The sequence below is a fragment of the Gordonia insulae genome (assembly GCF_003855095.1).
Classification (GTDB): Bacteria; Actinomycetota; Actinomycetes; order Mycobacteriales; family Mycobacteriaceae; genus Gordonia; species Gordonia insulae.
The window spans coordinates 1919996-1936970 of the sequence record NZ_CP033972.1 but is presented as its reverse complement, the minus strand read 5'-3'; the positions used below and the strand labels follow the sequence as shown (position 1 = coordinate 1936970).

Sequence of the window (16975 nt, the reverse complement as noted above, 5' to 3'; positions counted from 1 at the left end):
GTCCACGCTCACCGACGAGAATCGTAGGGCAGCAACGCCATCTCCCGGGCGTTGCGGATCGCCGTGGCGACCTGACGCTGTTGCTGGGGCGTCAGTCCGGTGACGCGTCGGCCCCGGATACGACCCTTGTCGGACAGGAACTGCCGCAGTAGTGCGACATCCTTGTAGTCGACCGGGTGGGCGCCGTTGACGCGGACACCGTTCGTGGACAGTAGGTTTCGTGCGCGCTTGGCCTGGTCCGCGGCGGGGCCTCGGCGGTTGGGGTTGCGAGCCATTGTCTCTCCTAGGGACTGGGTGGTCACCAACTGGACTTGTGGATGCCGGGCAGTTCGCCGCGATGGGCGAGCTCGCGGAAGCGCACCCGCGACAGGCCTGCCTTCCGGATGTGGCCGCGCGGACGTCCGTCGACGGCGTCGCGATTGCGCAGGCGGGTGGGGCTGGCGTCGCGGGGGAGTGCCCGCAGTCGGCGCATGGCCTCGAGGCGTTCCTCCGGCGTCGAGGACGCCGCCCGGACGATGTCTTTGAACGCGGCGCGTTTCTCCGCGTGCCGCGCGACGGTCGCGCGGCGCTGTTCGTTGCGCACGATCTTGGACTTCTTGGCCATCAGCGGTCCTCTCGGAAGTCGACGTGTCTGCGGGCGATCGGGTCGTATTTGCGCAACACCATCCGATCGGGGTCGTTGCGACGGTTCTTGCGGGTGACGTAGGTGTATCCGGTGCCCGCGGTGGAGCGCAGCTTCACGATGGGCCGGATCTCGTTGCGGGCCATCAGATCTTCTCGCCGCGCTGACGAATCGTCGCGAGCACCGATTCGATGCCCAGTTTGTCGATGGTGGCGATTCCCTTGGTGCTCACCCGCAGTGTGACGTAGCGGTCCTCGCCGGGGACGTAGTACCGACGGCGCTGGATGTTCGGATTCCAGCGTCGTGATGTCCGTCTGTGCGAATGGGAGACGCGGTTGCCGAAGCCGGGCTCGCGCCCGGTGACCTGACACCGTCTGGACATGGTGACTCCTTCTCGTCTTATTGGAAACGATTGGCATTAGTGCTCCCGCCACGGTAGCGTCGGGCGACAGCAAATGGAAATTGTTGCCAATAAGGGAGTGGATGTGAACGACGGAGACGCGGCCGACCCGATCGGAGCCTTCGGCGGGGACCACCGCACGCCGATCGTCCTGGTGACCGGGCTGGGGTCGACGGCGGTCGCCCGGGTCGGGTCGGCGTTGGTTGGTGAGGACGGTGTCACCGGAACCGCCCACGTCCACCATGATCTCGCCAGGGTCACCGACGGGCGGGTCACGCGCCGGCTGACCTGGATCGACCCCGACGGACGGCGCCGGGACCGGGTCACCGAGGTCGAGCTGGCCCACGGATGCGTCTCGTGCACGCTGCGAGAGGATCTGCTCCCGTTGCTACGGCGGCTGCACCGGCAGTCGGCGGTCCGCCGGATCGTGGTGACCCTCGACCCGATCCTGGAGCCGGAGCGGATCTCCTGGGCGATCGAGCACGTCGTCGTCGCGGACATGCCCGGCTTCGTCGACGGCCCGGCCGGGCGTGACGTCCGGATCGACGCGACGATCGCCTGTGTGGCCGAACAGGACTGGCTGGAGGCCGCGACCGGGGACCTGACCCTGGCAGAGGCCGGTTTCGACGGCGTCGATGACGACCGCACGCTCGCGCAGGTGGCGGTGGGGCAGGTCGGATTCGCCGATGCACTCGTCGTCGAGGGGTGCGATCCCGCGATGCGCGATGCCTGGGAGTCGGCCCGGCTGACCGCGGTTCTCAAACGCCTCACCCCGCGTGCGCCGATGATCTTGGAGCTACCGCAGCGCACTGTCGGACCCGTCCTGATCGAGCGTCTCCTCGCCGCCGTCGATCCGCGCGCCCGGCGGGGCCGGATCGACGGTCCGCACGATCCGCTGCTGCGCGATCAGCCACCGCTGCAAGCGGATTGCGGTGTGGTGTGGGTCGAGTTCCAGGCGGACCGACCGTTGCACCCGGGTCGCCTGCACGACGCGATCGACGTCTTGCTCGACGGCGTCGTATGCGCCCGCGGACGGCTGTGGCTGGCCACGCAACCCGATGAGGCGTTGTGGCTGGAGTCCGCCGGCGGTGGTCTGCGGGTCGCGCCCGGCGGTCGGTGGCTCGCCGCGATGGACGAGGACGAGCGGGCCGAGGTCGACCCGGAGCGCCGCGCGATGGGTGCCCTGCGCTGGTCGGAGGACTTCGGCGACCGGCACACGTCGATGGTCGTGCTGGTCCATCGGGCCGCCGGAAACGAGGTGCAGGAGGCGTTGCGCGCGGCCTGTCTCAACGAGGTCGAGTTCGACGCCGGGCCCGAGTTCTGGGCGACCTTCGACGATCCGTTCGGGCAGTTCCATGCCGACCCCTGCGACGATCTGGACGCTCCCGAGCTGCCCACCGTCGACGCCATCGTCCGCACCGACGGCCACGGTTCGGACGCCACACCCCATCGAGAGGACGGCCATGAAGCCTGAGATCCATCCCGACTATCACCCTGTCGTCATCCGGGACGCCTCGACCGGCACCGAGTTCCTGACCCGGTCGACCGCCACGTCCGATGATCGCGTGACGTGGGAGGACGGCGGCGTCTACCCACGTATCACCGTCGACGTCACCAGCGAATCGCATCCGTTCTACACCGGCGTCGCGCGGGTGCGTGATGTCGCGGGACGGGTCGAACGGTTCCGCCGGCGCTATCCGGATCTGCGCCGCTGACCTCCACGCTCAGCGTGGGATACCAACGCGGCCAGATGTTCTCGATCGGAGTCGCGCCGTTCGGCGATCAGGTGACGAGGGTCGGTCCGGTGCCGAACAGGAAGACGATGAAGATCGCGAGGAGGAACCACGAGGCGCCCTGCCACACCTGCCAGCGGCCACCGGCGCGCCAGTTGCGATAGGTCCGCCACAGTGCGGCGAGCGCGCCGATCAGGACGACGACCGGCGCCACGACGATGAGCGTGGTCCGGATCGCGCCACTGGACGCCAGCGCCACCAGCAGGATTGCGATCCCGAAACCTATTGTGACGGCGCCGTGTACGACAGCTTGCCGGAGTTCGTCGCCGTTGGTCTGCGGCTTGTCGGGTTCGGTCATGGCTACTCGTGTTCGCTCATCGTTCATCTCCACTCCAGCCTACTCGGTGACGAAAAGTACTGTGACCGGGACCTTCTCCTCATTGCCGGTAGGTGCCGGGCAGGGCAGGATGGAGGACAGGGCCACGGAATGGTGGGCCACCAGGGTGACCGAGTGAGGAGATGACCGGTAATGAGCGCGATACTCGTCGGTGTTGATGGGTCGGACGCCTCGAATGCGGCGGTGCGATGGGCGGCCAAGGCGGCTGCCGTCGAAGAGGTCGATCTGAAACTGGTCGGCGTCTACGACATCAGCACCAGCAATTACGCCCCGGGACTGATCATCCCGCAGGATGTCGTCGACGCGATCAAGCAGGATGCCACCGATGCGGTCCACGCGGCCGCCGAGCTGGCCAAGCAGGCCGCGCCCGCGGCGTCGGTGCAGACCTCGCTGGTCGAAGGTGACGCCGCCCGCGCGCTGCTCGAACTCGGCAAGGACGCCGGCACCATCGTGCTCGGCACCCGGGGCCTCGGTTCGATCCGGGGACTCTTCCTCGGCTCGGTGAGCACCACGGTCGCGGCCCATTTCCACGGTCGGGTCGTCGTGGTCGCCGCACCCGGCGGGGACGGCCCGGTGATCGTGGGCATCGACGACTCGCCGGTGAGCGACGCGGCGGTGGCCGAGGCCTTCCGGCAGGCGTCGCTGCGCAACGCCACGCTGGTGGCCGTGCACACCTGGACGCCCCTCGACGTCGACGCGCTGCACGGATACGGGATCGAGCCCGACGAGATCGCGCGGATGTCACAGGAGGCCGTCGAGGCGGTGTCCGAGCGGCTGGCCGGCTACAGCGCCGACTATCCGGACGTCGTCATCGAGCGCGTGGTGATCCCGGAGGAGCCGGCCAAGGCGGTGCTCGACGCCGCGGATGCCAACGCGCAGTTGATCGTCGTCGGTAGCCGGGGCCGCGGCGGCTTCAAGGGTCTGCTGCTCGGTTCGACCAGCCAGAAGATCCTGCACCAGGCGGAGTGCCCGGTGATGGTGGTACGAAGCTAGCGCCGCCACTCCAGCGCCACACCCGCGGCGCCTGACTTCAAGTTCACTTGAACTCGCCTACGATGGGATTCGTGTCTCTCAAGAAGCTCGAACTCTCCGTCGGCGAGCTGGCGCAGCGGGCGGGGATCGCGCCGTCGGCGGTGCGTTTCTACGAGGATCAGGGTCTGATCTTCAGCAGACGGACGTCGGGTAATCAGCGTCGGTATCACCGCGCGATGCTGCGACGGGTCGCGTTCATCCGGGCATCGCAGACCGCGGGGATTCCGCTCGCGGTGATCGCCGACGTCCTGTCCGAACTCGGCGATCACGAGTCCCCGCCGAAATCGATGTGGGAGGCCGCGTCCCGGCGCTGGATCGACGACATCAACAATCGGATCGCGCTGCTGGAGAACATGCGCGACATGATCGGCTCGTGCGTCGGGTGCGGCTGCCTGTCCCTCGGCGAGTGTCATCTGCTCAATCCCGGCGACGAGATGAACAAACTCGGCCCCGGGCCGCGACGGCTCATGCGGGGTTAGGACACGTCCCTGCCTGCGTCGCCCGGGACTGCATCGATAGGCTCGACCTCATGGCCCGATCGACCCGCGTAGCGCTCGCCCTCGGCAGCGGTGGGGCTCGCGGCTACGCCCACATCGGTGTGATCGCCGAACTCGAGGACCGCGGATTCGAGATCGTCACCGTGGCCGGATCGTCGATGGGCGCGTTGGTCGGCGGACTGCACTGCGCGGGCAAACTCGACGAGTACGTCGACTGGGTCACCGGGCTCTCCCAACTCGACGTCGTGCGATTGATGGATGTGTCCCTGTCCAAGTCGGGGGTCATCGGCGCCGAACGCATCCTCACCCGGGTGCGGGAGATCCTCGACGACATCCGTATCGAAGATCTCCGGACCCCGTTCACGGCGGTGGCCACCGACCTGAACGCCGGCCGCGCGGTCTGGTTCCAGCGGGACAGCCTCGTCGACGCGATCCGCGCATCGATCGCCATCCCCGGCGTGATCAGCCCCCACGAGTACGACGGACGGCTGCTCGGTGACGGCGGCATCCTCGATCCGTTGCCCGTCGCGCCGACGTCCGCGGTCACCAGTGACGTCACCATCGGCGTCGTCCTCGGCGCCGACGGTGGCCCCGATCAGGGCGCGACCCGAGAGCCCAAGACCAAGCGCCTGTTGCGACGCAACGTCGCCCCCATCCTCGACAGCGACTTCGTGCGCTCGGTGCGCGATCGGTTCGGTATGGAACTCCCCGGCACCGACGACGCCGGGGCCGATGCAGGACCCGAGCCGGCGAAGATGGGCCGCATCGAGGTGCTGAGCCGGTCGCTGGACATCATGCAGGAAGCACTGACCCGGTATCAGGTGGCCGGCTACCCGCCCGACATCCTCATCCGGATCCCGCGGAAGTCGGTGCGCACCCTCGACTTCCACAAGGGCACCGAGATGATCGCGATCGGGCGGTCGCTGACCGCCCACGCCCTCGACCAACTACCCGAGTTGACCCAGTGACGGCGCCATCGTGAGACGGATTCCCCGCGGGATCTGGGTGTTGTTGGCCGCCAACGTGGTCATCGCGCTCGGATACGGACTGATCGCGCCGGCGCTGCCGGCGTTCGCGCGCAGCTTCAACGTGAGCTTCACGGCGGCATCGGCCGTGGTGTCCGCGTTCGCGGTGATGCGGCTGCTCTTCGCCCCCGCCACGGGGCGGCTGGTCACCATGTTCGGCGAGCGCCGCATCTATCTGATCGGCCTCCTCATCGTTGCGGGCAGCACGTTCGCATGCGCGTTCGCCCAGGGCTATTGGCAGCTGTTGCTGTTCCGGGCCGCCGGTGGCGTCGGCTCCACGATGTTCACCGTGTCGGCGATGGCGCTGCTGATCCGCATGTCGCCCGGGGACATCCGCGGCCGCGTGTCCGGCTACTTCAGTGCCGGTTTCCTCATCGGCAACATCACCGGACCGCTGATCGGCAGCGCCCTGGTCAATTTCGGGCTGCGGATGCCGTTCGTCGTCTATTCGATCGCGCTGGTGATCGCGTCGGTGGTGGTCGCCACCCAGCTCCGCGACCAGGGTGGGCGGCCCGACCCGACCACCGTCGTGGCAGCCGGTGTCATGGCGTTCCGTACCGCGTTGCGGGACAACACCTACCGCGCGATCCTGACATCGAACTTCGTCCAGGGCTGGTCGTCGATGGGGGTGCGGGTCGCCGTGGTCCCGTTGTTCATCACCGACGGGCTCGGCGAGGGGCCGGCGATGGCCGGGGTGGCGCTTGCGGTCTTCGCCGTCGGCAACGTCGCGGCCATCGTGACGGCCGGTCGACTGTCCGACAGCTTCGGTCGGCGGCCGGTGATGCTGCCCGGTCTGGCGATCGCCGCGGTGGCCACCGCGGGCCTCGGGTTCGCGCCGAATCTGCTCGTGGCACTGCTGCTCTGCCTCGTCGCGGGTGTCGGATCGGGTCTGTTCGCACCGACGCATCAGGCGGCGCTCGCCGACGTGCTGGGCAATCGGCAGCAGGGCGGGTCGGCGCTGGCCGCCTACGGGATGAGCTCGGATCTCGGTGCGGTGAGCGGGCCCGTGGTGGTCGGGTTCGTCGCCGACCGAGCCGGCTTCGGCCCGGCGTTCGTGCTCACCGGCGTGGTGACGGCCGTCGCGTTCGGCATGTGGTGCCTCGCCGACGAGACGGCGCCCGCGGTGGTGGGCGGCGGTCCGCACCTGACCGACATGGATCGCGACACGACCTAGTGTCACCCGGCCCGGTGCCCGACGTCGGACGCGCGACACCTCAGTGCCCACAAAGCGGGTGAGATCGACGCCGACGAATTACCGTTGGTCCATGAGCAGCGCCGCCGCCGACTACGCCCTGGGTTCGACCTCCGAAGTGGGGAGGTTGCGTGCGGTGATGCTGCACCGTCCCGGCGACGAACTGCGCCGGCTGACACCGCGCAACAACGATCAGCTGCTCTTCGACGGGCTGCCCTGGGTCGATCGAGCGCAGGAGGACCACGACGCGTTCGCCGAGCTCTTGCGGTCCAAGGGGGTCGACGTCTTCCTCCTCGGTGACCTGCTCGCCGAGACGATCGAACACAGCGGCGCGGCCCGCATCCAAGGGATCGCCGCCGCGGTCAGTGCCCGGCGCCTCGGCACGCACCTCGCCGACGACCTGGCCGGTCACCTCCGCGGACTGCCGGCGGCCGAACTCGCGCACGTGCTGACCGCCGGGATGACCTTCGACGAACTGCCGGTCACGCCTGCGGCCGCATCATCATCCCTGGTCCGGCGGATGCATCACGGGCCGGAGTTCGCCATCGAACCCCTGCCCAATCTGTTGTTCACCCGCGACAGTTCGTTCTGGATCGGACCACGGTTCGCCATCACGTCCCTGGCGCTGCCGGCACGGGTGCGCGAGACGTCGCTGACCGACCTGATCTACGCCCACCATCCGCGGTTCACCGGCGCACGGCGTGCGTACGAATCCCAGGTGGCGCCCGTGGAGGGTGGCGACGTCTTGCTGCTGTCGCCCGGTGTGGTCGCCGTCGGCGTGGGGGAGCGGACCACCCCGGCGGGTGCGGAAGCGTTGGCGCGCAGCCTGTTCGACGACGGTCTGGCCCACACGGTGTTGGCGGTGCCGATCGAGCAGGCGCGGGCGTTCATGCATCTGGACACCGTGTGCACGATGGTCGACCAGGACGCGGTGGTGATGTACCCGAACATCGCCGAGTCGATGTCGGCGTTCACCCTGCGGCATTCCGACGGCGCGGTCAGCGTCACCGGGTCACGGCCGTTCGTCGAGGCGGCCGCGGATGCGATGGAGATCGAGAAGCTGAGGGTGATCGACACCGGACTGGATCCGATCACCGCCGAGCGCGAACAGTGGGACGACGGCAACAACACGCTGGCGCTCTCGCCCGGAGTGGTCGTGTCCTACAACCGCAACGTCGAGACCAACAAGCGGTTACGGGATTCGGGGATCGAGGTGCTCGAGATCGAGGGACGGGAGCTCGGTTCCGGCCGTGGCGGCCCGCGCTGTATGTCGTGTCCGCTCGCGCGGGACGAGCTCTGACACCGAGGAGGTCCGTGTGCCCGTGGATCTGGCGGCCCTGCTGACCATCGACGACGAGGGCGCGGCGCCACCCTTCGAGCAGGTGCGCGCGGGCGTCGTCGATCTCATCGGTCGTGGGGAACTGCTGGTCGGACAGCGATTACCGACCGTCCGGAAGCTGGCCGCCGACCTCGACCTGGCGACCAACACCGTCGCTCGGAGCTATCGCGAGCTGGAGTCCGCGGGGGTCATCGAGACCCGGGGCCGGCACGGGTCGTTCATCAAGGCGGGGCCGGACGCGACGATCGACCGGGCCCAACAGGCCACGGTCGAGTTCGTGGAAACCTTGCGTGAACTGGGCATCGCGGACGCCACAATTATCACATTGGTGACACAAGCAACAGCATCGACTTGAAGTCACAGCACATTCTTTGGTTCTGTTAAGCAGTGATAACAGAACCAAGAACGGTAGGGGGACGGCCGAAGAAGGCCGTCGGAATCGATCCGTGGGTGTTCGGAGTCACCGCGGTCATCGTCATCGGCTTCGTGATCTGGGGCATCGCCGACAAGGACAGCCTGAAGACGGCCAGCGACAACGCGCTCAGTTGGATCACCGACAATCTCGGGTGGCTCTTCATCCTGTCGGCGACGGGCTTCGTCGTTTTCGCGATCTATCTCGCGGCCAGCAAGTACGGCCGAATCCCGTTGGGCAAGGACGACGACAAGCCCGAGTATCGGACGATCAGCTGGATCGCGATGATGTTCAGCGCCGGCATGGGCATCGGCCTGATGTTCTTCGGCGCCTACGAACCGCTCTTCCACTTCGTCGTGGCACCGCCGGAGATGGCGGAGGCCGACATCCGCGCGGCGATGGCGACCACCATGTTCCACTGGGGATTCCACCCGTGGGCCATGTACGCGGTGGTCGGCCTCGCGATCGCCTACAGCACCTATCGGTGCGGGCGTGGACAGTTGATGAGTGCGGTGTTCGCGCCGTTCCTGCGTGGGCGGGAGAACGGTCCGATCGGCCGGGTCATCGACATCCTCGCCATCTTCGCCACCCTGTTCGGCACGGTCGCGTCGCTGGGACTCGGTGCACTGCAGATCGGTTCGGGCCTGGCCAAGGTCGGCTGGGTGGACGAGCCGTCGACGATGCTGTTGGTCGCCGTGATCGCCATCCTCACCGCGGCCTTCGTGGCCTCGGCGGTGTCCGGCGTCGCCCGCGGTATCCAGTGGCTGTCGAACATCAACATGGTGGCGGCGCTCATCCTGGCCATCTTCGTGTTCGTCGTCGGGCCGACCGTGTTCATCATGAACCTGCTGCCCACGACACTGGGCGCCTACCTCAACGATCTGCCCTTCCTGTCCGCGCGTTCCGGTGCGACCGTGGACGCCGACGGCCAGTCCTGGCTCGCCTCGTGGACGATCTTCTACTGGGCGTGGTGGGTGTCCTGGACCCCCTTCGTCGGCCTGTTCCTCGCCAAGATCAGCAAGGGCCGCACCATCCGTGAGTTCGTCATCGGCGTGATGGTTGTTCCGACCACGGTCTCGCTGGTCTGGTTCTGCGTGTTCGGCGGTACTGCGATCCGGCAGCAGACCGACGGCGTGATGAACTTCAATCCGGACACCGCTAACTCGGAGGACACCCTGTTCGACGTGTTGGCCAACCTTCCATGGACCGGCATCGCGTCCGCGTTGGTGATGTTCCTGGTCGCGATCTTCTTCGTGTCCGGCGCGGACGCCGCATCGCTGGTGATGGGCTCCCTGTCCCAACGCGGGGCACACGACCCGTCGAGATGGGTGACGATCTTCTGGGGCGTGTTGACCGGCACGGTCGCCGCGCTGCTGTTGGCCATCAGCGGTGACGACGCATTGAGCGGCCTGCAACAGATGGCGATCATCGCGGCGTTGCCGTTCGTCGTCGTGATGATCTTGATGTGCTTCGCGCTCTACAAGGACCTGCGCAACGATCCGCTGATCGTGGCCCGACTCGAACTCCGCGACCAGGTCGACGAGCACATCCGTCAGCAGGCGATCGAGATCTCCACCGGCGAGTTCTCCGCGGTCGACCTGAGCGAGAACGGGTCCGCCCCATCCACGGCGTCGCCCGTCGACACGTTCCTCAGCTCCAGCTCGGCAGCCAGATCTGCTGATGCCACTGGGCCGGGGAAATCGGACTCGCCGTGAGGATCGGCCACAGCCAGATGAAATTGGCCACCACGAGTCCCACGTAGATCGCGACCACGAGGATGCCGAGGGCACGTCTTTCGGGACGTGCCCTCGCTCTCGCGGCCACCGCGCGCAGGAGATCCCCGCAGCACAAGGCCAGGCCCATCACGAGGAACGGCGCCATCACGGTCGCGTAGAAGAAGTACATCTGGCGGTCGAGGTCGGCGAACCAGGGGAGCAGTCCCGCGGCGTAGCCGGTCAGCACGGTGGCGTAGCGCCAATCGCGACGGACAAGCCAGCGCCACAGACCCCACGCCAGCATCGGCAGCGCCACCCACCACAGGGCGGGTGAGCCGATCAGCATCTGCGCGCGGATGCATTCACCGCCCCCACACTGATCGGGGCCGTTCTCGATCGCATACAGCATGGGCCGCAGACTCATCGGCCACGTCCAGGGTTTTGACTCCCACGGATGGTGGTTGCCCGCCGAGTTCGTCAGTCCGGCGTGGAACTGCAGGATTCCCGCCTCGTAGAACCAGAGCGACCGCCACGCGCCGGGCACCCAGGCGAACGGTCCGCCGACGCCGATCTGGTTGCCCACCTCGTAGCGGTAGACCGCGGTCTCGCTGGTGAACCACGGGATGAAGCTCACGAAGTAGATGACGATCGGCATCACCGCGAGGCTCATCCCGGCGGGGACCAGGTCCCGGCGCAGGACACCGAGCCACGGCCGGCGGACGTGGTACGCCTTGCGTGCCGCGACGTCGAACCCGATGGCGAGCAGGGCGAAGAAGACCACGAAGTACACGCCCGACCACTTGGTGCCGCACGCCAGGCCCAGCATCACGCCGGCGGTGAACCGATACCACCGGAAACCGAGCCGTGGCCCGAAGTCGCTGTCGTGGATGCGGCCTTCGAGATAGACGCGGTGCATCCGCGCCCGCACCTGGTCGCGATCGGCGATCAGGGCGGTGATGGCGGCGACCACGAAGACCGCCTGGAAGATGTCGAGCATGCCCATCCGGGACTGGACGAACAGCACGCCGTCGCAGATCGCGAACACGGCGGCGATCGCGCCGACCATCGTCGAGCGCGACAACCGCCGTACCGCGATGTAGATCAACACCACGATCGCCACCCCGGCGATCGCCGGGGTGATCCGCCAGCCGACCGGGCCGTACCCGAAGACCGCTTCGCCCGCGGCCAGCAGCCATTTGCCCACCGGCGGGTGGACGACCAAACCGTAGGCCGGATTGTCCTCGATCCAGTTGCCGCCGGTCAGCACCTGCCACCCCTGCGGGACATAGTGCTTTTCGTCGAAGACCGGGGTGCCCTGATCGGTGGGATGCGCCAGACCCCAGAAGCGCGTCAGCGCGGCCACCGCGGTGATCACCAGCCCGACGAGGAATCCGCGTCGCCGGTCGGGCGCACCGAACAGCGGGGCCGGGATCTCCGGGACGGGACGGGTACCCAGATCCTCGGCGCGACCGTGGTCGTCGCCACGGGGGAGACCGCGGTCCTCGCGACGACGATCGAGGACGGCGGAGTTGGTCACGCGTCCGATCGTAGTGGCCCCTCGTAAGCTGACCAGTGATGAACTCACGCGAACCGGCCGACGAGGTCGCCGACGACCCGACGATCCGCCCCCCGCTCGACGGTGACGACGGGCCGGGCGAGGGGCGGTTGGTCCTCGCCGCGACCCCCATGGGCCAGGCCGGCGATGCGTCGCCGCGCCTGCGTGCCGCGTTGGGTTCCGCCGACATCGTCGCCGCCGAGGACACCCGCCGCGCGCGCAGCCTCGCCGCATCGCTGGACGTGGTGATCGGCGGGAGTCTGGTGAGCTACTACGACCAGGTGGAGGCGGCGCGCACACCGAAACTCGTGGAGGCGATCGGCGCGGGCTCGACGGTGCTGCTCATCACCGATGCCGGTATGCCGTCGGTGAGTGACCCCGGGTTCAAGCTGGTCGCCGCCTGCGCGGACGCCGGATTGCCGGTGACGTGCCTGCCCGGGCCGTCGGCGGTGACCACAGCGCTCGCGGTCTCCGCGCTCCCGTCCGAGCGGTTCTGTTTCGACGGTTTCGCCCCCCGGAGATCCGGAGCGCGTCGCGACTGGCTGACCGGACTGATCGACCAACCCCGGACCACGGTGTTCTTCGAATCGCCGCATCGGCTGGCGGACACGCTCGCCGCTGCCGCCGACATCCTCGGGCCCGACCGGCGCGCCGCGGTCTGCCGCGAACTCACCAAGACCTACGAGGAGGTGCGTCGCGGAACCGTCGGCGAGCTCGCCGAGTGGGCGGCGGGCGGCGTCCGGGGGAGATCACCGTCGTCGTCGCGGGTGGCGCGCCCCGCCGCCGCGACATGGCCGATCTGGTCGCCGAGGTCGAGGAACTCGTCGCCGGCGGAACGCGACTCAAGGACGCGTGCGCTCAGGTCACGCGAGACGGCGGTGCTTCCCGCCGTGATCTGTATCAAGCGGTCCTGGCGCATCGGCAGGACTGACGAAACGGCGCCCGTCGCCCGCCGCCGTCGACTCGGTGGCGATGTGCAGGGTCACGCCCGGGGCAAGGCGATACGGCCGGCTGGTCAGCAGGGCGCCGACGGCGCGACGCAGCCGGGACATCTCCGCGCGGACCGTCACGACGTGTCCGGTGTCACCGAAGATGAGTCGGCTCAACCGTGCCGAGGTGAGGCCGGATTCGGACGCCTCGGCCAGCAGCAGGAGGATCTGGGCATGGCGACGGGTGAGCACCGTGCGCCATTCGTCACCGTCGCCGGCCACCGTGAGGGACGGCTCGCCGCGCAGATCGAGTTCGGCGACAATGGGACTCGCGGGTCCGACCGGACGGAGCAGCCATCCGCGGCCGACCGCCGAGGCGACGCAGGCGCCGATCCCGGGCACGAACTGATGCATCCCCTCGGCGGGCGCGCCCACGGCGTCCGGCGCGGTGCACCCCCGGCTGTCGGCCACCCAACCGTCGCTGTCGACGAGCAGCGCGGGCCCGCGGATCCCGGCCAGGCGAGCGCCTGCGTTCTTGCGGAGATCGGCCAGCGAGCGGGTGTGCGCAGCGGCGATCTCGTGTTCGCCGAGCGCGGCCATGCTCACCGCGAATGCCGTCGACGACGGCTGGAACGACCCGATGGGTCCGGCCAGTCCGACGATGCCCGTCATCGCGCCGGTCCGCGGATGATGGATCGGCGCGGCGGCGCAGTAGAGCGCATGCAGCGCGCTGTTGTAATGCTCGGAACCCACCAGGCGGGTTGCGCGATGATCCGACATCACCAGACTGACCGCGGTGGTCGCAGTCGATTCCTCGTCCCATCGGCTGCCCTCGACGAGTTCGAGGTCGTCGGCGACGGTCAGCCAACGCGGGGTCCCGCCACGCCACAGCAGGACACCGTCGGCGTCGAAGACGCCCATCATCAGGTCGGAGTCGTCGGTGGCCTCCACGAAGACGCGCTGGAGTCGCTGCGCACTCTCCCCGAGGGGATTGTCCCGTCGGCGGTCGCTGACGTCCGGCGCCGAGAGATGCGCGGGGGCGTGGTTGTCCGCGTCCGCCCCGGCATCGACCACGCGTTGCCAGGACGCGACGACCTCGGCCCGGGTGCTCGGGACCGGGAGGTCGACGGTGATCTCGGCCGCGCGCTGGTCACCGATCCCGCCGGCGCCCCCCGTGCCGTCCGTACCTGCCAGTATGGATTGGCGCATATCCCGATGCTACCCCAGGGGTCGTCGGCACCGCCGACTGTCCGTCGGACTTTCGAACGAACGTGCGCATCGGCGCGCCGAACGGCACCGGCCCGGCGCCGGACGTGCGGTGTCGTGCGCCGAGCGGTCGGGCAGTCACGGGTCAGCGGCCGCGGCCCGGCGGGCCGGTCGCGCTGCTCGCGCCGACGATGGTGGCCGCCTTGTCCAGGCATTCCTGCCATTCGCGTTCGGGGTCCGAGTCGATCGTGATGCCGCCGCCGACACCGAGGATCGCGGAACCGTCGGGTGCCAGGGCGACGGTGCGGATGGCGACGTTGAGATCGAGACCGTGGCCGGGCCCGGCCATCCCGATCGCCCCGCAGTAGACGCCGCGCGGGTGGGACTCCCATTCGGCGAGCAACTCGGCCGCCCGCAGTTTCGGCGTGCCGGTCACCGACGCCGGCGGAAACGTCGCCCGCAGCAGTTCGTTGGTCCCGACGGCCGGGTCGAGGATCGCCTCGACCCGGGACACCAGATGCCAGACGCCGGGGGCGGGCACCACGGAGAGGAGTTCGGCGACACGCACCGTCCCGGTGACCGCGAGGCGACTCAGGTCGTTGCGCACCAGGTCCACGATCATCACGTTCTCGGCGACGTCCTTCGCCGACGCCGACAACGATTCCGGCGCCGCGTCCGCCGGTACGGTGCCCTTGATGGGCGCCGACATGATCAGATTGCCGGTCCTGCGCAGGAATGTCTCCGGCGAGAAGCTCGCCACCGTACCCCAATGACCTTGCAGGTAAGCAGATTTCGCTGGCAACGTTGCGCTGGTGATGGCGCCGAAGAACTCCAGGGGGTCGCCGGTGACCGTGCCGGTGAACCTCGTGCACACACACGCCTGATAGACCTCTCCGGCGCGGATGGCCGCCAGACACTGCTCGATCGCGGCCAGGTGTGGTTCGCGTCGGGGTGCCGTCCAGGTCGCCGACCACGCGTCGTCGCGCGGCGGTACAGGGTGTGCCAGGGCATCCTCGACCCATGCGGGACACGGGGTCCCGTCGACGCTCTCGTATCGCCATCGTCCGTCGGCCAGGACGAGGATCTGGTCGGTGAGTCCGCCGACCGCGGCCGGCAGCGCGGATTCCGTGGTGCGGACCGGGAATCCGAGATAGCCGAACCAGAATCGTTCGGGGTCGTCGGGCGGGGCGAATCCCGGGCGGAGGTGGATCGAGGGCGCGATGACGGCGTCGGCGCCCCACCAGTCGCCGATCAGGGCGGCGGGCGGCGGCATCCCGGACGAGACCGTGTGCGCATGCAGCGCACGCAGGACGTCGAGCGCCGGTGCGGTCACGCCTCGTAGCGGGGGAAGACCGGCGACGGTTTGGGGAGCGGTGTGCCCGCGACGAGCCGATCGTCGACGGCGGTGAACCGGCGGTTGTCGGCATCGACGGCGAGTTGATCCAGCAGTCGCGCCGTCGATTCGGGCATCACCGGCTGCGCCAGCAGCGCGACGATCCGGACCACCTCGGCGCACACGTAGAGGACCGTGGCGGTGCGATCGAGGTCGGTCTTCGCCAGCTTCCAGGGCTCCTGCGACGAGATGTAGCGGTTCGTGTCGGCGAGCACCGACCACATCGCCTCGATGCCGAGATGGATTGCCTGGACGTCGAAATGGTCACGCACCCTGGGCAACAGGCCCTCGGCGCGTTCCATCAGCACGGTGTCCTCGGGGGTCTGTCCGCCCGGGGTGGGCACCACGCCGTCGAAGTACTTGCCGATCATCGACAGCGTCCGCTGCGCCAGGTTGCCGAACTCGTTCGCGAGGTCGGCGTTGATCCGGCTGATGATCGCATCGGTGGAATAGCTGCCGTCCTGCCCGTAGGAGACCTCACGCAGGAAGAAGTAGCGCACCGGGTCGAGTCCGAACTCGTCGATGAGGTTGTCGGGGTCGACGACGTTGCCGACCGACTTGCTCATCTTCTCGCCCTTGTTGAACAGGAAGCCGTGGGCGAACACGCGTTTCGGCAGTTCGATGCCCGCGCTCATCAGGAACGCCGGCCAGTACACGCAGTGGAACCGGATGATGTCCTTGCCGATGATGTGCAGGTCGGCCGGCCAGTAGCGGTCGAAGGTGGCGGCGTCATCGGGGAAGCCGGCACCGGTCAGGTAGTTGGTCAGGGCGTCCACCCACACGTACATGACGTGATCGGGATGGCCGGGTACGGGAACGCCCCAGTCGAAGGTCGTGCGGGAGATCGACAGGTCGGTGAGGCCGCCCTTGACGAAGCTGACGATCTCGTTGCGGCGGACATCGGGACGCAGGTACTCCGGGTGCGTCTCGTAGAGCTCGAGCAGCTTGTCCTGATAGGCGGACAGCCGGAAGAAGTAGGTCTGCTCCTCCGTCCACGTCAGGACGTGTCCGGTGTCGGACGCCACGCGATTCCCGGCCTCGTCGACAGTGGTGTCGGCCTCGGCGTAGAAGCTCTCGTCACGCACGTCGTACCAGCCCGAGTAGGCGTCGAGGTAGATGTCGCCGGCGTCGGACATGCGCTGCCAGATCGCCTCGGATGCGACCTTGTGGTCGGCGTCGCTGGTCCGGATGAAGCGGTCGAAGCTCGAACCGAGTCGTTCCTGCAGCTTCTGGAACCGATCGGAGTTCCGGTTCGCCAGGTCCGCCGTCGCGATGCCCTCGGCCTCCGCCGTCTGCTGCATCTTCTGCCCGTGCACATCGGTGCCGGTGAGGAACCGCACGTCGAAGCCGTCGAGTCGCTTGAACCGCGCAAGTGTGTCCGCCGAGATGTACTCGTAGGCGTGCCCGATGTGCGGAGCACCGTTGGGGTAGGCGATCGCGGTGGTGATGTAGAACGGTTCACCAGCGCCGTGCGGGGGGCTGCTCGGATCGTCGGTCATGGTGCCGCCAGAATACTTGGTGGTCGTTC

The 16975-nt window shown here is 68.4% G+C and carries 18 protein-coding genes and 1 pseudogene; 10 read left to right on the top strand and 9 right to left on the bottom strand.

All coding sequences use genetic code 11. From position 1 onward, the window contains the following. Window positions 1–8 precede the first annotated feature (8 nt). The 4 genes from rpsR to rpmB are packed head-to-tail and all read right to left on the bottom strand — an operon-like array spanning window position 9 to window position 1004. Window positions 9–275, bottom strand: a complete 267-nt coding sequence (gene rpsR / locus D7316_RS08755) for a 30S ribosomal protein S18 (protein ID WP_124707941.1) — start codon at window positions 273–275, stop codon at window positions 9–11. A 23-nt stretch (window positions 276–298) separates the two neighbouring features. After that, a complete protein-coding gene (gene rpsN, locus D7316_RS08750) occupies window positions 299–604 on the bottom strand; it encodes a 30S ribosomal protein S14 (RefSeq protein ID WP_124707940.1) in 306 nt (101 codons plus the stop codon). Next, complete coding sequence (rpmG, locus tag D7316_RS08745) at window positions 604–768, bottom strand: 50S ribosomal protein L33 (protein WP_124707939.1); 165 nt, start codon at window positions 766–768, stop codon at window positions 604–606. The genes rpsN and rpmG overlap by 1 nt, the downstream gene beginning before the upstream one ends. Then, the gene (rpmB, locus tag D7316_RS08740; RefSeq protein WP_124707938.1) at window positions 768–1004 is read right to left on the bottom strand and encodes a 50S ribosomal protein L28; all 237 of its coding nucleotides are present in this window, start codon (window positions 1002–1004) and stop codon (window positions 768–770) included. Before rpmB ends, rpmG begins: the two co-directional genes overlap by 1 nt. Before the next feature lie 97 nt (window positions 1005–1101). Between rpmB and mrf the strand changes: the two genes are divergently transcribed. Together mrf and D7316_RS08730 are read left to right on the top strand one after the other, a co-directional pair. Beyond that, window positions 1102–2496, top strand: coding sequence for a ribosome hibernation factor-recruiting GTPase MRF (gene mrf, locus D7316_RS08735; protein WP_408609995.1), 1395 nt, complete (start codon window positions 1102–1104; stop codon window positions 2494–2496). Further along, window positions 2486–2737, top strand: coding sequence for a type B 50S ribosomal protein L31 (locus D7316_RS08730; protein WP_124707936.1), 252 nt, complete (start codon window positions 2486–2488; stop codon window positions 2735–2737). The genes mrf and D7316_RS08730 overlap by 11 nt, the downstream gene beginning before the upstream one ends. Before the next feature lie 67 nt (window positions 2738–2804). Here D7316_RS08730 and D7316_RS08725 read toward each other — a convergent pair whose 3' ends face one another. Next, entirely contained in the window at window positions 2805–3113 is a 309-nt protein-coding gene (locus tag D7316_RS08725; protein WP_124707935.1) for a hypothetical protein, read from the bottom strand. 171 nt (window positions 3114–3284) lie between these two features. Here D7316_RS08725 and D7316_RS08720 point away from each other — a divergent pair, with 171 nt between their 5' ends. From D7316_RS08720 to D7316_RS08690, 7 genes are all read left to right on the top strand, one after another. Beyond that, window positions 3285–4145 carry a universal stress protein gene (locus tag D7316_RS08720; RefSeq protein ID WP_124707934.1) on the top strand — a complete coding sequence of 287 codons (861 nt, stop codon included), beginning with the start codon at window positions 3285–3287 and terminating at the stop codon, window positions 4143–4145. Between the two features lie 71 nt (window positions 4146–4216). Next, entirely contained in the window at window positions 4217–4663 is a 447-nt protein-coding gene (gene soxR, locus D7316_RS08715; RefSeq protein ID WP_124707933.1) for a redox-sensitive transcriptional activator SoxR, read from the top strand. A 50-nt stretch (window positions 4664–4713) separates the two neighbouring features. Beyond that, the gene (locus tag D7316_RS08710; protein WP_124707932.1) at window positions 4714–5649 is read left to right on the top strand and encodes a patatin-like phospholipase family protein; all 936 of its coding nucleotides are present in this window, start codon (window positions 4714–4716) and stop codon (window positions 5647–5649) included. Between the two features lie 10 nt (window positions 5650–5659). After that, on the top strand, window positions 5660–6880 hold the full coding sequence (locus tag D7316_RS08705) for an MFS transporter (RefSeq protein WP_124707931.1): 1221 nt from the start codon (window positions 5660–5662) through the stop codon (window positions 6878–6880). A gap of 91 nt (window positions 6881–6971) precedes the next feature. Beyond that, window positions 6972–8198 carry an arginine deiminase gene (locus tag D7316_RS08700; protein ID WP_124707930.1) on the top strand — a complete coding sequence of 409 codons (1227 nt, stop codon included), beginning with the start codon at window positions 6972–6974 and terminating at the stop codon, window positions 8196–8198. Between the two features lie 22 nt (window positions 8199–8220). Continuing rightward, the gene (locus D7316_RS08695; protein WP_164473866.1) at window positions 8221–8592 is read left to right on the top strand and encodes a GntR family transcriptional regulator; all 372 of its coding nucleotides are present in this window, start codon (window positions 8221–8223) and stop codon (window positions 8590–8592) included. A gap of 95 nt (window positions 8593–8687) precedes the next feature. Further along, window positions 8688–10364 (top strand): BCCT family transporter, encoded by a 1677-nt coding sequence (locus tag D7316_RS08690; protein ID WP_331852564.1) that lies wholly within the window; start codon window positions 8688–8690, stop codon window positions 10362–10364. Here D7316_RS08690 and D7316_RS08685 read toward each other — a convergent pair. After that, window positions 10300–11820: a dolichyl-phosphate-mannose--protein mannosyltransferase gene (locus tag D7316_RS08685; protein ID WP_232017155.1), complete on the bottom strand. Its 1521-nt coding sequence runs from the start codon at window positions 11818–11820 to the stop codon at window positions 10300–10302. The genes D7316_RS08690 and D7316_RS08685 overlap by 65 nt on opposite strands. 230 nt (window positions 11821–12050) lie before the next feature. Here D7316_RS08685 and rsmI point away from each other — a divergent pair. Further along, a pseudogene (gene rsmI / locus D7316_RS08680) lies at window positions 12051–12850 on the top strand (16S rRNA (cytidine(1402)-2'-O)-methyltransferase). On the opposite strand, the gene D7316_RS08675 reads toward rsmI, so the two are convergent. From D7316_RS08675 to metG, 3 genes are all read right to left on the bottom strand, one after another. After that, entirely contained in the window at window positions 12783–14057 is a 1275-nt protein-coding gene (locus D7316_RS08675) for a helix-turn-helix domain-containing protein (RefSeq protein WP_124707927.1), read from the bottom strand. The pseudogene rsmI and the gene D7316_RS08675 sit on opposite strands and share 68 nt — an antisense overlap. 142 nt (window positions 14058–14199) lie before the next feature. Continuing rightward, window positions 14200–15387, bottom strand: coding sequence for an aminodeoxychorismate synthase component I (locus tag D7316_RS08670; RefSeq protein WP_124707926.1), 1188 nt, complete (start codon window positions 15385–15387; stop codon window positions 14200–14202). Beyond that, window positions 15384–16946, bottom strand: a complete 1563-nt coding sequence (gene metG, locus D7316_RS08665) for a methionine--tRNA ligase (RefSeq protein ID WP_124707925.1) — start codon at window positions 16944–16946, stop codon at window positions 15384–15386. The genes D7316_RS08670 and metG overlap by 4 nt, the downstream gene beginning before the upstream one ends. Window positions 16947–16975: the final 29 nt, after the last annotated feature.

Coding starts and splice junctions, on each gene's coding strand:
- D7316_RS08700 (WP_124707930.1), top strand. CDS start 6,972: ATGAGCAGCGCCGCCGCCGACTACGCCCTGGGTTCGACCTCCGAAGTG.
- D7316_RS08725 (WP_124707935.1), bottom strand. CDS start 3,113: ATGACCGAACCCGACAAGCCGCAGACCAACGGCGACGAACTCCGGCAA.
- rpsR (WP_124707941.1), bottom strand. CDS start 275: ATGGCTCGCAACCCCAACCGCCGAGGCCCCGCCGCGGACCAGGCCAAG.
- D7316_RS08710 (WP_124707932.1), top strand. CDS start 4,714: ATGGCCCGATCGACCCGCGTAGCGCTCGCCCTCGGCAGCGGTGGGGCT.
- metG (WP_124707925.1), bottom strand. CDS start 16,946: ATGACCGACGATCCGAGCAGCCCCCCGCACGGCGCTGGTGAACCGTTC.
- D7316_RS08730 (WP_124707936.1), top strand. CDS start 2,486: ATGAAGCCTGAGATCCATCCCGACTATCACCCTGTCGTCATCCGGGAC.
- rpmG (WP_124707939.1), bottom strand. CDS start 768: ATGGCCCGCAACGAGATCCGGCCCATCGTGAAGCTGCGCTCCACCGCG.
- rpmB (WP_124707938.1), bottom strand. CDS start 1,004: ATGTCCAGACGGTGTCAGGTCACCGGGCGCGAGCCCGGCTTCGGCAAC.
- D7316_RS08720 (WP_124707934.1), top strand. CDS start 3,285: ATGAGCGCGATACTCGTCGGTGTTGATGGGTCGGACGCCTCGAATGCG.
- rpsN (WP_124707940.1), bottom strand. CDS start 604: ATGGCCAAGAAGTCCAAGATCGTGCGCAACGAACAGCGCCGCGCGACC.
- D7316_RS08675 (WP_124707927.1), bottom strand. CDS start 14,057: ATGCGCCAATCCATACTGGCAGGTACGGACGGCACGGGGGGCGCCGGC.